Raw genomic sequence first — 15,098 nt, 5'->3', positions numbered from 1 at the left:
TATACAAATGAAAAAAGTATTAATCGCAAACCGAGGCGAAATTGCAGTACGTATTATTCGTGCATGTAAAGAGCTAGGTATTCAAACGGTCGCAGTATATTCTGAAGCAGATGCGGATGCATTGCATGTAAAGCTTGCGGATGAAGCATACTGTATCGGACCAAAGTTATCGAAAGATTCGTATTTAAGTTTCCCGGCAGTTTTAGGGGTAGCGCAAAAAACAGGTGCTGACGGGATCCACCCAGGATATGGTTTCTTGGCGGAAAACGCAGCATTTGCTGAAGCTTGTGAAAACGCGGGTATTAAATTTATCGGTCCTTCTTCGGATGCGATTAAAATCATGGGGATTAAAGACGTTGCACGTGACACGATGGAAGCGGCAAACGTTCCGTTAGTTCCTGGTACAGGCATTGTACCGAGTATCGAAACAGGTAAAGAATGGGCTGCGAAAATCGGGTACCCGGTCATCATTAAAGCAACTGCTGGTGGTGGTGGTAAAGGGATCCGTGTTGCACGCACAGAAGAAGAGCTTGTAAAAGGAATCGAAATTACTCAAAAAGAAGCAGCGGCTGCATTCGGCAACCCTGGTGTTTACTTAGAGAAATTCATCGAGTATTTCCGTCACTGCGAGATCCAAGTATTAGCGGACAGCCATGGTAATGTTGTACACCTTGGCGAACGTGACTGTACTGTACAGCGCCGCATGCAAAAGCTTGTAGAAGAAGCGCCGTCTCCGGCACTATCTGAAGAGCGCCGTGCAGAAATGGGCGAAGCCGCTGTTAAAGCAGCGAAAGCTTGTAACTATGAAGGTGCTGGTACAATCGAGTTCATCTACGATTACCAGGAAGATCGATTCTACTTCATGGAAATGAACACACGTATTCAAGTTGAGCACCCTGTAACAGAAATGATCACAGGTGTTGACTTAGTACAACAACAATTAAAAATCGCTTCTGGTCAAGAACTGCCGTTCAAGCAAGAAGACATCAAAATCAACGGCTGGGCAATTGAATGCCGTATCAACGCCGAAAATGCATACAAAAACTTCATGCCTTCAGCAGGTACTGTAGATACGTATGTAGTACCAGGCGGTTATGGAGTACGTATCGATTCTGCGGTTTATGCAGGTTATACGATCCCGCCATACTACGATTCAATGGTCGCAAAACTGATTGTTCATGCTGACACTCGTGAAGAAGCAATCGCGAAAATGAACCGCGCGTTATCAGAATTTGAAGTAGCCGGACCTGGAATTAACACAACAATTCCATTCCACCAAGCTTTAATGAACAACGACGTATTCAAATCAGCGAAATTCAACACGAAGTTCCTTGAAGAGAATGATATTTTAGATGTGAAAGCGAAGGCTTAATCGGCTTTTACTCACGATTCGACCCTCTAATTTATTAGAGGGTTTTTTCATTTTAATTGAAACTATTTTACAGTTTTACCGTCTGTACGAGGAATAGCTATTAAAAGACTAAAAGAGGGGGGCAAAGAGGCAAATAGCTGTTCAGGGATTATAGCAACCGGAATGTTACCCTATCTAGAAAGTTTGGTATATGTTAAATATATCTGAATCTTTTAATTTTAAAAAATATAAAAGGAAGTGTAATAAGTACATATGAAAAAAATATTCAAACCATTGATCGGCGCAATTGCCATTGGTGCGATTACCCTATCTATCAATAATGATCAAAATGTATTCGCGAATGAGATAGCAGATGCATGTGACTATGATGTGACATCAAACGTAAACCCGGATCATGCCACTACCAACTGCCTGTTAACTGAAACAGCACTGAATTATAACGTCCCGCCTGAAATTGTGAAGGCAATAGCGGAAGGTGAAAGTGGAAATTGGCGTCATTTCGATAATAATGGCGAAGCAATTGTTACTGCTGATAATGGAATTGGCTTAATGCAAATTACTAATCAGGCAGGCTACATTGAAGAGAGGTTGAAAAACGATCTTGTCTATAATATTGAAGCCGGTGTAAGAATTCTTGATGGAATGTATGATCGATCGGATTTACCTAAAATCAATGGCGGTCATAAAGACGTCCTGGAATCTTGGTACTTCGCGGTTATGGCTTATAATGGCACGAAGCCGGAAAATAGTCCGATTGTGCAGGCAACTGGGAAAAGAAATGTAAACGCCTATCAGGAAAAAATCTTCGGGTTAGTTGAGAAATATGAATTAATCAACTTACAAGAGCTGCCTTTTACAAGTGATACTTTCCAATATGACTCTAACAGCAGAGATAATATTAAGTTTTTAGAAATGAACTATAACTTTGATTTACCGTTAACAAAATCAAAGTATTCTTTTAAAGTAGGTCAAAGAGTAAGTGCTACAGCGAATCCCTCATTTAGATCTCGACCTACAACAGGTAATGAGACTCATAAGGGTAATTTAAATAAAGGTGAAGTGGTTACCATTACGGGTCCTTTTGTATACGATGAGGTAGCAACGAAGAAAAATCATTTTGTCTGGTATCCGGTCAAAAGAAGTGATGGGTCAGAGGGATATGTAGCGTCTAGTTATCTAGACTACGTAGATTCAACAGCGACACCTGAGCCAACAACACCTCCTGTAACACCAGTAGAGCCTAACAAGGATTATTCACAGTACTTTAAGAAATTTGCTGACTTCCAAGATTTATGGTGGGCAGAAAGTATGATCTGGGCAATTGACAAAGGTTACATTAAAGGTGACAGCACAATTCGAAATGCAAAAACAAACAAATTAGAAACACATTTACTACCGAACAAACACTTAACAGAAGCGCACTTCCTGACTATCTTCTTCCGTTATGCGGAAAAAGATGCTTTAGCGAATGTAAAGAGCACATCATCTTGGGGCAGAAGCGGCGTGTACAACTTGGCGAAAAAGTATAATATGCCGGTACTGGCAAGCGAAAAAACAAAAGCCTCAAGAGATTTAGCAGAGAAAGGTATTAGACGCGGGAAATTGGCACAGTTGATGGTTTCTTATTACTATGGGAAAACAGTAAGCGAAGACACAGCAATTCAATTTTTCATCAAGAATGAGCTTACTACACAATCAATCAAAGAATTTAGACCTAACGATATTTTAACGCGTGCGCACATATCGGCATTTATACAGCGCTATGATTCATTTGTACAAAAGCAAAAATAAATGAAATTACAAAACGGTTGCTTCCTCAGCAACCGTTTTACTCATTTTACAGCTGTAAAATATCAAAATTTGGGTAAAGTATGAAAGAAGAAATGAGCGGTTCTAAGCAGAAGGATAAGGGAATTTTTCCTCGTTATTTAAAGGAAGAAAAACCTCGAGGAGAGAGCTATAAGGACAACGGTAAAAATTTCAGAAAATAACCAATTTTCCCTATTTAAAAAAATGCTCATAATGCATTGCATTTTACTATAATAACGAATATTATATATAAGTTCTTAAAAATTGTTCGTGTTTTGAAAAGAGGAATGCAAATGTTTCAGTTAAAAGAAAATGGGACGACAGTTAAGCGTGAATTATTTGCGGGATTAACAACATTTTTAACGATGGCTTATGTCATCATTGTTAACCCGATTATTTTATCAGGTGCTGGGGTTCCGGTTGATCAAGTATTTATGGCTACAATTATTGCAGCAGTTATCGGTACAGGCTGGATGGCGCTATGTGCGAACTATCCGATTGCCGTAGCACCGGGTATGGGATTAAACGCGTATTTTACTTATACTGTTGTATTAGCTTCAAATGGAGAAATTACGTATACTACTGCTTTTTCAGCAGTGTTTATTGCAGGTATTTTATTTATTATTATTAGTTTAACGCCATTCCGTGAAAAGCTCATTACAGCGATTCCGGAAAACTTAAAATTGGCGATCACTGCAGGGATCGGATTATTTATCGCGTTCATCGGACTGCGTATGTCAAAAATCGTTGTAGCGGATGAATCCAATTTAGTGAAGTTTGGTGATATTTCTGATCCTGCACCATTATTAACATTTATCGGGCTGTTCATTACAGTCGCATTAATGGCACGTAAAGTGAACGGAGCAATTTTTATCGGTATGATCGTGACGGCAATCATTGCCATGTTCACAGGACAGCTTACAATCGATAAAGTAGTGGCGCTTCCGCATTTACCGGAAGGCATCATTGTACTTAATCCAATCACTGCGATTTCTGAAGTAATCGAATACGGTTTATATGGTGTTATTTTTTCATTCATATTAGTTACATTATTTGATACGACAGGGACGTTAATCGGTGTATCAAAGCAGGCAGGATTATTGAAGGACGGAAAACTGCCACGCGCTCGTAAAGCACTTGTTTCCGATTCACTTGCAACAACTGCGGGTGCGATATTCGGAACAAGCCCATCTACAGCATATTTGGAATCAGGTTCTGGTGTTGCAGTAGGTGGCCGTACAGGTTTAACAGCATTAACGGTTGCTGTACTGTTCATCGTTGCTTCATTTTTCGGACCGCTTGTCGGTTCATTATCAGGTGTGGCGGCTATTACTTCACCTGCATTAATCATCGTTGGTAGTTTAATGATCGGTGTCGTTAAAAATATGAAGTGGGATGAAATTGAAGAGTCGTTCCCTGCATTTTTAGTCATTTTATCAATGCCGCTTACTTCAAGTATTTCTACAGGGATTGCACTAGGTTTTATTAGCTATCCATTAATTATGCTTATAAAAGGCCGTGGACGCGAAGTACATCCGCTAGTATATATTTTCGCCGTTCTGTTTATTTTACAGTTAATCTATTTACCACATTAATAAAGGTGCTGCTTCTTCTTGAAGCGGCGCTTTTTTATTTAATTTTATTTCAAATAAATAGATGGATTTTTTTTACTTTAAATCGGATACATCTTTTTGACGTTTCTCTAAATACTAATGCAGAGGAAATTTATTAAGGAAGTGATAAAATGCAAAGAAAAAAATGGAAAAGAATTGCTTTTATTTTATTTTTAGTCCTTTTATTTATATTTGCAGCTATGTACGTTTTCAATAGTCTCGGGGAAGCGAAAGGACGCGACTATTATGAAGAAACAGGTCAAATTATTTGGGATATTCAAACGGATGAAAAGGTAGTGGCCCTGACATTTGATGATGGGCCACATCCGAAATATACTAGCCAAATACTTGATTTACTTGAACAATATGAGGCAAAAGCAACGTTTTTTATCGTGGGGCAATTGGCTGAAAAAAGCCCCGAACTCGTTTTGCGAATGCATGAAAGTGGACATGAGATCGCCAATCATACGTACACACATCTCTTTACAAAATCAGTTTCTCCCATTATGGAAGAGGTTAATCAAACATCCGATACAATTTTCAGCATTACAGGGGTGAAACCGAATTTATTTCGGCCGGTCGAGGGACATTATACAGATGAACTCGTAAAAGAATCCGTTAAAAACGGCTATAAAATTGTTATGTGGTCATGGCATCAGGATACTGAAGACTGGAAAGATCCGGGTGTAAATAAAATAGTAAATACCGTATTGAACGGTCTTAGAAATGGAAATGTTGTGCTTTTCCATGATGGAGGGGGCAATCGGGAGCAGACGGTTCAAGCGTTGGAGAAAATTTTACCCAAGCTGAAAGAGCAGGGCTACCGGTTTATTACAATTTCACAAATGATCCGATTACAAAATGATACGAAACAACATATCGTAGAGGAGGAGAAGTGATGAAATACAGAATTGCATTGATGATGACAGCCATTTTCATCCTAGCATTTATCCCGGTTGCCGATGCATCAGCTGAAGAGGCCACCACCTTGACAAAGGAACAGCTAATTCAAAAAAGGATGGACTATTATATACAGCATGAAAATATATTATTGCCCTGGTATTATCTGGCTGCTGTCGATCAATTTGAACGCAATATCCAGGAAGTGCGAACGGATATACCAAAACGGGAAAGTGTCATAGCCATTCAATTTTCGGATGAATTTTGGTCCGGTATTTTAAATCCTGCGGGCGATGATACATCCCCGGTTTCGATTGCTTATTTTAATGGAAGCGGTAAGGACGGCAACGGAGATGGTGTGGCAGACCGGTCCGATGATGCCGATGCATTATATACATTAGCGAGCTATTTAAGACAGTATGGATATGGTGAGGATAATTTTAAATTGGCCTTATGGGATTATTATCAAAATGAACTTTCGGTCAATCAAATACTTGTAATTGCAAAATTGTATGAGAAATTCGGAACAATCAATTTAGATGATCATACATTTCCGTTATCCACTCATGCCGATTACAGCTATAGAGGAACATGGGGAGCAAATCGCGGCTGGGGTGGACGTAGAATCCATGAAGGCACAGATATTTTTGCACCTTACAACACACCGGTCTATTCAACATCATACGGTGTAATTGAAGTGATGGGCTGGAATCAGTTTGGCGGCTGGCGTGTCGGTATCCGTGATAACCATAACTCGTACCATTATTATGCACACCTCGCTTATTTCCAGAAAGGGCTTAAAGAAGGCGATATTGTGGAGGCAGGACAAATTATCGGCTATGTCGGAAGTACAGGGTACGGAAAAGAAGGAACAGCCGGAAAATTCCCGCCGCATCTTCATTACGGAATCTATAAATTTAACGGTCGTACAGAGTGGGCTTTTGATCCGTATCCAGCTTTGGCAAGATGGGAAAAAGAAGCGAAGCAAAGAAAACAATAATGAGGTATTCATTCTCGCTGTCTATAAAAGTGACGGTATCCCATATTCAATCCAAGTGGGCTTTTAGTGACATTGCTTCTGTTAACAGAAGTTAAATTTCTGAATAAGCTATGAGATCTTTGCTTTTATAGATAGGAGAAATAACATGAAAACAAACTTCATTTTTTTAGTATTGATCTGCCTTTGTTTACTTACAGGCTGTGAAAAAGAGTCGTATTCTGAGGCTTCCGATACGGTTCGTGAACAAGAACCGCAAATTGAAACTTCGACTACAGCACCATCGGAAAGTGAAGCGATTGTCGGAGAATATCCGCTTATTTATCCAGCTGTCATAACATTGCTCGATCCGAGAACAATGGAAATCGTGAAATCGTTCACACCGCAATTATTAGGATATGGAACGGATAACGAACTGTACGAGGCTAACGTAAAAAAAATAGCAAGGGAACTGGCAAGAGGGACTGAAAAAAGGACCGGCTATGATCAAACAATGGTTCTTCATAAAGTCGGGGATAATGGGGAGCTTATTGAAGGGATTCCCGGTATCGTATTAAAGGAAAGTGAATTGGTTGAAAAAATTTTAACAGCTTCACCTAAAGGAGATCATATATTTGTGCCTCTGTATATTTTGGAAACCAATCTGGATATAGATATTCCTTCACTGGATGAGGTGACCATTGCATCGTTTACGACTTATTTTAATGCATCAAAAACCGGAAGAAGCGAAAATATCCAACTTTCCTCTAAGGCAATCCATAATATTTTAGTGGGGGATGGCGATTACTTTTCTTTTAACACAATGGTTGGAGAGCGGACAGTGGAAAAAGGATATCAACCGGCACCTGAAATTATTAATAAGGAACTAGTAATGGGAATCGGCGGTGGAATTTGCCAAACCTCCTCGACATTGTTCAATGCTGTTGATCAGTTAGGAATTCGCATTACCGAAAGGCATCACCACTCATTGAATATCGGGTATGTACCAACAGGCAGAGACGCCACGGTTTCTTATGATTCGCTCGATTTCAAATTCCAAAATACGAGCGGGGCTCCGTTTTTAATTAAATCGTATTACAGTAAAGGTGCGCTGACAATCGCCATCACGACATCGCATCAATATAAAGATCTATTTAAAAAGCAATGACTAACTGCTCTTTATAAGGGCGGTTTTTTACTTTGCTGGTGTACCTTGATGGAAGAACATACGCCATGTACCGTTTTCATTGCGCCAAAGGGAGCTGCGGTTTTGCTTGTTGCCATTTGTGCGATTTGTCGTAACGAATCGTGTTTGCACAATCTGATCTGCAATTGCAATTGCCTGGAAGTCCGTAACGGTAAATAAGGATTCTTCAATGCCTTGTTCTGTTATCTCATTCAGTAGGAAAGATTTATCCATTTTGCCTCCGGAAGACCCGTATTCCAGAAAATCCTCGCTCAGGAGGCGGATAAAATCTTCCTTTTTGTAATACATGAGTTGCTGTTCAAGAAGCAAAAATTGATTGTTGAGTGCTGTCATAAATTATCCCCCATTCGAATTGACTATCAGTGGAACGATTTTCAATGTAAATCGTTTCTTTACATGGTATGATTTTGTCTTGTAGTTGTAAAGAAGGTTTAAGAAGGTGATTGTTATGTGGGAATCGATAAAATGGTTAATTCCGTCTGTTACCGCACCAACTGTAGCAGATGGTCTGGCGGCTGCAGCAATAATCGTCGCCGGTTTACTCATCATTCGATTCGTAATACGGCCGCTGTTATTTAAAATCGCGGACTTGTTCAATAAAAAAAATCATCCCGTTTTTGGAGACATAACGAAAAGTGTGTATCCATCAATACGTAACGCCATTATTTTCAGCCTGATTGTGATGGCGGTTTCTCTATTAGTCGAAGTATGGCTGTTTGATAATACGAAACTTGGTATTTATATCGATTCGGTGTATGTATTTTTTGCGTTTAAAGCGCTGTATGATGTACTTGGCTTTTATTTGAAAAATCCGCACCGATTTGAAACAGGGAAAGATCAGGATATTTTAACGCCGTTTTTCCTAAGGATGAGTAAAGTTGCAGTAATGGTCATTGCGATGTTTACAATTGCGTCACTGTGGAACTTTAATTTAAACGGGTTTTTAACTGCAATTGGACTTACAGGTGTTGCGCTCGCATTTGGTATACGTGACACGCTCGCCCATATATTCGGCGGTATGAGTGTTGCTTTGGATAAACCATTCCAAATCGGGGATTGGGTCATGTCGGGAGATGAAAAAATCGACGGCACGATTCAGGATATAAATTTGCGCAGTACGGTCATTCAAACTTCCGATAAAGGGACGGTCTATGTACCGAACTCGTATTTGGTCAACCGACCGATTTATAATTTGTCGACACGGATCGAAAGAAAGGTGGAGCATTTCCTCCATATTTCAAATGAAAATAGTGAGGAAAGCATTGTGAAGTTTTTGGAATCGGTACGAGAGCAAATTTCATTGCATCCGAAAATCTCGAAAAAAATCATCCATGTGGCAATGGATGAGCTGATGCCGACAAGCTGTCGTATTCTTATACGATATTTTGTCGAAACAAATGATACGGGTATTATGCTGGAGGTTCGTCAGGAAATATTATTTGTGGCAAAACATTACTGTGAAGTGTATGACATTAAACTTGTTGACCCGAATGACGGTCAGTATGCATGGAATAATGGATGACCGGCGCCAATTTTAGAAAATATGGCGTAACGGTTCTACATCCAGCGCGTAATTGTAGTATACTGAACATAAGGATTTAAAGTAACAAGCGTTAGAAATCCATTAGTTTACATAAGAGAGGATGTATCGCAAATGGCTGAGAAACAACAAGTAGCATTCGTACAACCAACACCGGTTGGTAAAGAAGAATTAGGAAAGATTGAAGTCGCGCCAGAAGTAATTGAAGTTATCGCAGGTATTGCTGCAACAGAGGTGGATGGAATCGCTGCAACACGCGGAAATTTCGCATCAGGTGTTGCCGAACGTTTCGGTAAAAAAGTTCATTCGAAAGGCATCAAGTCAGCAATGTCTGAAGAAGGCAATATTGTCATTGATGTATTTTGCACAGTGAAATATGGTTATGCCATTCCAAAAGTGGCGAAGGAAGTGCAAACAACGATTCGACAAGCCATTTTAAATATGACAGCCATTGAAACAAGCGAAGTGAACATCCACATTACAGGGATCCAGTTCGAAACTTCAAAAGACGCAGAATAACTGTATAAACAGGAACCGAGCTCATTTAATTGAGCTCGGTTTTTTTGTTTTCTCAAAAATAAAGAATTTAATTTAGAATGTTTTTTCATATTTTTGTGAATTTTAGGATATGAACAAGGCGAAAATAGGGTATAGACTAAAAGCTTCATTTGGTAAGGAGGAAAACGGTATGGGAAACTTTTCTGCAAATGCAAGAGAGCGACTGAAAGAAACATTAATAGAAGACACCTTTGATCTGTTTGTTATAGGTGGTGGGATTACAGGTGCGGGGATTGCGCTTGATGCCGCCACACGAGGTTTAAAATTAGGGTTGGCAGAGATGCAGGATTTTGCGGAAGGCACAAGTAGCCGATCGACAAAACTTGTACATGGCGGCCTCCGTTACTTAAAACAATTCGAAATAAAAGAGGTTGCGGAGCTTGGTCGAGAGCGGGCAATCGTTTATGAAAACGGACCACATGTAACAACTCCTGTATGGATGTTGCTTCCCTTCCATAAAGGAGGGACATTTGGTTCGTTTTCGACAGCGCTTGGATTGAAAGTATACGATATTTTAGCGAATGTTAAAAAGGATGAAAGACGTTTTATGCTGTCCGCAGATGAAACGATTGCCCGGGAACCGCTTATAAAAAAGGACGGTTTGCTTGGCGGCGGTGTTTATGTAGAATACCGTACAGACGATGCACGTCTGACAATCGAAGTAATGAAGGCAGCGGTTGCCAACGGGGCAATCGCAATGAATCACTTGAAAGTTGTCGGGATTGAGGCGAATAACGTGGCCTTTTCTAAAGTGACGGTGGAAGATCAGCTCACTGGTGAACAATACGAAATCCGAGCGAAAAAAGTCGTCAATGCGGCAGGTCCATGGGTTGATGATGTGCGCAAATTAGATGGTGAACTTAGTAACAAGCATCTCATTTTATCGAAAGGTGTGCATCTCGTTTTTGACGAAGATGATTTCCCGTTGCAGCAGGCGATCTATTTTGATACCGAAAAAGATGGACGGATGATTTTTGCGATTCCGCGGGATGGCAAAGCGTATGTAGGGACAACAGATACATTTTATGAGGGGGATCCTGCAGACATAAAAGTAACGAAAGAGGATCGACAATATATTATGGATGCGATTCATTACATGTTCCCTCAACTTCAGCTGACAGAAGATAAAATCGAGTCGGCATGGGCAGGGGTGAGACCGCTTATCCATGAAGAAGGTAAGGGACCGTCGGAAATTTCACGTAAAGATGAAATTTGGCAATCGGATAGTGGCCTTATTACGATTGCTGGCGGGAAACTAACTGGCTACCGTAAAATGGCGGAAAAAATTGTCGACCTTGTCGTAAAACAATTAAACGATGAATACCAGCTGAAATACGGGAAATCGATTACAAAAAATCTTCCTATTTCGGGTGGGGAAACGAGCGGCTCGAAGTTTTTTGAATCGTTTGTTGAAAAACGTACGGTGAAAGGCCAGGACCTTGGTTTAACAGAAGAGCAAAGCCGTTATTTAGCGAAATTTTACGGTACAAATGTTGATAAAGTATTCGATTACATTAAACAGGCAAAAGGTAAATTACCGCCGATTGTTTACGGTCAGCTCTATTATGCGATCAACGAGGAATCTGCATGTACGCCGAGTGACTTTTTCGTTCGTCGTACCGGTGCGCTATTATTTAATATCCACCTGGTAAAACAATATAAACAGCATGTAATTGATGAAATGAGCGACTACCTCAACTGGACTGTTGAAGAAAAGCAGCAGCATACAGATCAACTAGAACAGGAACTACAAAACGTAACAATGACTTAGTGAAAAGAGGCGAAGGGAATGTCAACATTTTTAGCAGAATTAGTAGGAACAATGATCTTAATTGTATTAGGTGGCGGGGTTGTTGCTGGTTCCTTGCTGAAATTTTCCAAAGCGGAAAATAGCGGCTGGGTCGTTATTACGATCGCCTGGGGTTTTGCCGTAGCAATCGCGGCATATACTGTAGGCGGAATCAGTGGTGCGCATCTAAACCCTGCATTGACAATAGCATTTGCAACAATTGGTGACTTCCCGTGGGCGGATGTTCCGATGTATATTATTGCACAAATTTTAGGGGCAATTATTGGCGCAATCATCGTATATATTGCCTATTTGCCGCACTGGTCTCAAACGAAAGACCAAGATGCAAAACTGGCTGTATTTGCTACAATTCCTGCCATTCGTCATCCATTGGCGAACATGGTAACAGAAATGATCGGTACTTTTATATTATTATTAGGGATTTTGGCATTAGGCGGTAATTCATTGGCGGACGGTATTAATCCGTTGCTTGTCGGTATTATCGTTATTGCGATTGGGATGAGTTTAGGTGGACCAACAGGGTATGCCATCAACCCTGCCCGTGATTTAGGACCCCGTATCGCGCATTTCTTCTTACCGATACCAGGTAAACGTGATTCGGACTGGTCTTATGCCTTTGTACCGATTGTCGGACCGATTATTGGTGGCGTAACAGGGGCATTATTTTACAAACAATTCTTTTTAAATGAAAATTCCGTGGCATTTTGGCTCTTTACAACGTTATTTGTTGTCATTTGTGTCGTTGCATTTATTACACAATCCAAAGCCGCTAAAAAGGAGATCGTATAATGGAAAAATATATTATGGCGTTAGATCAGGGTACGACAAGTTCACGTGCCATTTTATTCAATAAAAAAGGGGATATTGTTCATATAGCACAGCAGGAATTTAAACAATATTTTCCGAAATCGGGCTGGGTTGAACATAACGCAAAAGAAATTTGGAGTTCGATTTTATCCGTAATTGCCAAAGTATTATCGGAAAATAATATCCAGGCGTCACAAATCGAAGGGATCGGGATTACAAACCAACGTGAGACAACGGTTGTGTGGGATAAAAATACGGGGGAACCTGTATATAATGCGATTGTTTGGCAATCACGTCAAACTGCGGATATTTGCGACTCTTTAAAAGAAGCAGGGCATAATGAGCTGTTCCGCAATAAAACAGGTTTGCTTATCGATGCTTATTTCTCCGGGACGAAAGTAAAATGGATTTTGGATAATGTTGAAGGAACGCGTGAAAAGGCGGAAGCGGGTGACCTGTTATTCGGAACGATTGATACATGGATTATTTGGAAGCTGACAGAAGGGGCTGTTCATGTAACGGACTATTCGAATGCATCGAGAACTTTAATGTATAATATTTACGATTTAAAATGGGATGAGGAATTGCTGGACATTTTAGGTGTTCCTGCATCCATGCTTCCGGAAGTGAAACCGTCCTCTGAAATATATGGTGAAATCGCAGGTAATCACTTCTTTGGTCATCGGGTACCAATCGCTGGTATAGCCGGAGACCAGCAGGCGGCATTATTCGGTCAGGCTTGCTATGAAAAAGGGATGGTAAAAAATACTTACGGTACCGGTTGTTTCATGCTGATGAATACAGGTGAGGAAGCGGTAAAATCTGAGCACGGTCTACTTACTACAATCGCTTGGGGCTATGACGGAAAAGTGACCTATGCACTTGAAGGGAGTATATTTGTAGCTGGTTCAGCGATTCAATGGCTTCGAGACGGGCTACGTATGTTTAGGAAATCTTCCGAAAGTGAAGCCTATGCAGCTCGTGTAAAAGATACAGAAGGTGTGTACGTTGTACCAGCATTTGTCGGATTAGGGACACCGTACTGGGATAGTGAGGTGCGTGGTTCGGTATTTGGTTTAACACGCGGCACCTCGAAAGAACACTTTATCCGTGCGACATTGGAGTCGCTAGCCTATCAAACACGCGATGTACTGTCAGCGATGGAATCGGATTCTGGCATCGATTTAAAAACACTGCGCGTTGACGGTGGTGCGGTTATGAACGACTTTTTAATGCAGTTCCAGTCGGATATTTTAAACGTACCTGTTGAACGTGCATCAATCAATGAAACAACGGCACTCGGAGCAGCCTATTTAGCTGGACTTGCTGTCGGCTTCTGGGAGAATCTAGACGAAGTGCAAAAGCATTGGCAACTGGATCGTCAATTTGAGCCGGAAATGGATGAAGAACAACGTGAATCATTATTCGCTGGATGGCACAAAGCCGTTAAAGCTGCACAGGCATTTAAGTAATAAATTTTACTAGAAAATCAATGATCTAAAAATCGTTTGGCAGCAGATTCCTAATCACTAGGGGAATTATGCTATAATAGGTCATTATCTAGTTGAGGAGTTAAAATGATATGAGCAATGATTATATTCGAATAGCAAATGTAGAAGATTTAACGTTGATTAACGCTTACTTTAAGCAAGCATTGTCACACTATGAAGAAGTAGGAGAGCTTATGGCGATGCAAGACATCCGTTATTTCCTGGAAAATATGGAGCATTTCCAGTTCTACGTACTAAAAGAAACAGCTGAACAAATTACGTACCTATTTGAGTTCCCTGAATCAGGAAACGAAAAGCGCGAAACAGGTACGCTGATGATCCCTCTACAAAATAATTAGAGCCAAAAAGTATAACGGCGACATGTTGATTTATCTCAAACATGTCGTTTTTTTATCGCAAATTTCACCATTTTAAGGAAGAATACAAAAATCTCTTTTTACAGCTAAAATTTTTCTGTCAAACTGTGCGATGCCTTGCAAAATATGCTATGATAACAAGTAATGCTACTTATGAAGGAGAGCTATTATTTATGAAACGAACAGAGGCGCGTCAAAAAGCGTTACAAGCTTTGTTTCAGTTAGACAGCACAGAATTGACAATAGAAGAGGCGATCGGTCATGTTCTTGAAGAAGAGCAAAAATCGAATGCCTTTTTGGAGCAATTAGTTCGTGGGACAACTGAAAATCTCGAAGCAATTGATGCAGCGCTAGAAAAAAACCTAGAAAAATGGACGATCAGTCGTCTGCCAAAAATTGAAAGAACAATTTTGCGTTTAGCGGTATATGAATTATTATATGCAGAAGAAACGCCAAACAAAGTTATTATGAACGAAGCCATCGAGCTTTCAAAAACATTCGGTGACGACAAATCAAGCAAGTTCGTCAATGGTGTACTTTCGAAATTTACTGAGCAATAAATCAATAAATGTATTCAATTCTATAAAGATTAATATATCAAGATTTAACTGGTAGGTTGTCATAGCAAGCAGCAGGCAG

The 15,098-nt window shown here is 40.3% G+C and carries 14 protein-coding genes; 13 read left to right on the top strand and 1 reads right to left on the bottom strand.

Annotated elements, in window-relative coordinates; genetic code table 11:
- The first annotated feature begins 7 nt into the window (after nt 1-7).
- The 6 genes from accC to MKY27_RS10190 all read left to right on the top strand — a co-directional run bounded on the left by accC (nt 8) and on the right by MKY27_RS10190 (nt 7,838).
- The gene (accC, locus tag MKY27_RS10215) at nt 8-1,372 is read left to right on the top strand and encodes an acetyl-CoA carboxylase biotin carboxylase subunit (RefSeq protein ID WP_339194862.1); all 1,365 of its coding nucleotides are present in this window, start codon (nt 8-10) and stop codon (nt 1,370-1,372) included.
- Between the two features lie 252 nt (nt 1,373-1,624).
- Complete coding sequence (locus MKY27_RS10210) at nt 1,625-3,163, top strand: transglycosylase SLT domain-containing protein (protein WP_339194859.1); 1,539 nt, start codon at nt 1,625-1,627, stop codon at nt 3,161-3,163.
- 311 nt (nt 3,164-3,474) lie between these two features.
- The gene (locus tag MKY27_RS10205) at nt 3,475-4,776 is read left to right on the top strand and encodes an NCS2 family permease (protein ID WP_339194856.1); all 1,302 of its coding nucleotides are present in this window, start codon (nt 3,475-3,477) and stop codon (nt 4,774-4,776) included.
- Nucleotides 4,777-4,925: 149 nt separating this feature from the next.
- Entirely contained in the window at nt 4,926-5,693 is a 768-nt protein-coding gene (locus MKY27_RS10200) for a polysaccharide deacetylase family protein (RefSeq protein WP_339194854.1), read from the top strand.
- Complete coding sequence (locus MKY27_RS10195; RefSeq protein WP_339194851.1) at nt 5,693-6,694, top strand: M23 family metallopeptidase; 1,002 nt, start codon at nt 5,693-5,695, stop codon at nt 6,692-6,694. The genes MKY27_RS10200 and MKY27_RS10195 overlap by 1 nt, the downstream gene beginning before the upstream one ends.
- A 145-nt stretch (nt 6,695-6,839) precedes the next feature.
- Nucleotides 6,840-7,838 (top strand): VanW family protein, encoded by a 999-nt coding sequence (locus MKY27_RS10190; protein ID WP_339194848.1) that lies wholly within the window; start codon nt 6,840-6,842, stop codon nt 7,836-7,838.
- A gap of 27 nt (nt 7,839-7,865) precedes the next feature.
- On the opposite strand, the gene MKY27_RS10185 is transcribed toward MKY27_RS10190, so the two are convergent.
- Nucleotides 7,866-8,210: a DUF4440 domain-containing protein gene (locus MKY27_RS10185; RefSeq protein WP_339194847.1), complete on the bottom strand. Its 345-nt coding sequence runs from the start codon at nt 8,208-8,210 to the stop codon at nt 7,866-7,868.
- A 115-nt stretch (nt 8,211-8,325) separates the two neighbouring features.
- Between MKY27_RS10185 and MKY27_RS10180 the strand changes: the two genes are divergently transcribed.
- The 7 genes from MKY27_RS10180 to nusB all read left to right on the top strand — a co-directional run bounded on the left by MKY27_RS10180 (nt 8,326) and on the right by nusB (nt 15,019).
- The gene (locus MKY27_RS10180; protein WP_339194845.1) at nt 8,326-9,399 is read left to right on the top strand and encodes a mechanosensitive ion channel domain-containing protein; all 1,074 of its coding nucleotides are present in this window, start codon (nt 8,326-8,328) and stop codon (nt 9,397-9,399) included.
- 132 nt (nt 9,400-9,531) lie between these two features.
- Nucleotides 9,532-9,936 carry an Asp23/Gls24 family envelope stress response protein gene (locus MKY27_RS10175; RefSeq protein ID WP_339171743.1) on the top strand — a complete coding sequence of 135 codons (405 nt, stop codon included), beginning with the start codon at nt 9,532-9,534 and terminating at the stop codon, nt 9,934-9,936.
- 169 nt (nt 9,937-10,105) lie between these two features.
- A complete protein-coding gene (locus MKY27_RS10170; protein WP_339194841.1) occupies nt 10,106-11,746 on the top strand; it encodes an FAD-dependent oxidoreductase in 1,641 nt (546 codons plus the stop codon).
- An 18-nt stretch (nt 11,747-11,764) separates the two neighbouring features.
- Nucleotides 11,765-12,574 carry an MIP/aquaporin family protein gene (locus MKY27_RS10165; RefSeq protein ID WP_339194839.1) on the top strand — a complete coding sequence of 270 codons (810 nt, stop codon included), beginning with the start codon at nt 11,765-11,767 and terminating at the stop codon, nt 12,572-12,574.
- Nucleotides 12,574-14,064, top strand: coding sequence for a glycerol kinase GlpK (gene glpK, locus MKY27_RS10160; protein ID WP_339194837.1), 1,491 nt, complete (start codon nt 12,574-12,576; stop codon nt 14,062-14,064). The genes MKY27_RS10165 and glpK overlap by 1 nt, the downstream gene beginning before the upstream one ends.
- A gap of 110 nt (nt 14,065-14,174) precedes the next feature.
- On the top strand, nt 14,175-14,441 hold the full coding sequence (locus tag MKY27_RS10155; protein ID WP_339194834.1) for an aminopeptidase: 267 nt from the start codon (nt 14,175-14,177) through the stop codon (nt 14,439-14,441).
- A gap of 191 nt (nt 14,442-14,632) precedes the next feature.
- A complete protein-coding gene (gene nusB / locus MKY27_RS10150; protein WP_339171735.1) occupies nt 14,633-15,019 on the top strand; it encodes a transcription antitermination factor NusB in 387 nt (128 codons plus the stop codon).
- The last annotated feature ends 79 nt before the right edge of the window (nt 15,020-15,098 follow it).

Source organism: Solibacillus sp. FSL R5-0449, from assembly GCF_037975215.1.
Classification (GTDB): domain Bacteria; phylum Bacillota; class Bacilli; order Bacillales_A; family Planococcaceae; genus Solibacillus.
The sequence above is the reverse complement of the archived record's forward strand: the minus strand, read 5'-3'. Positions and strand labels throughout refer to the sequence as shown.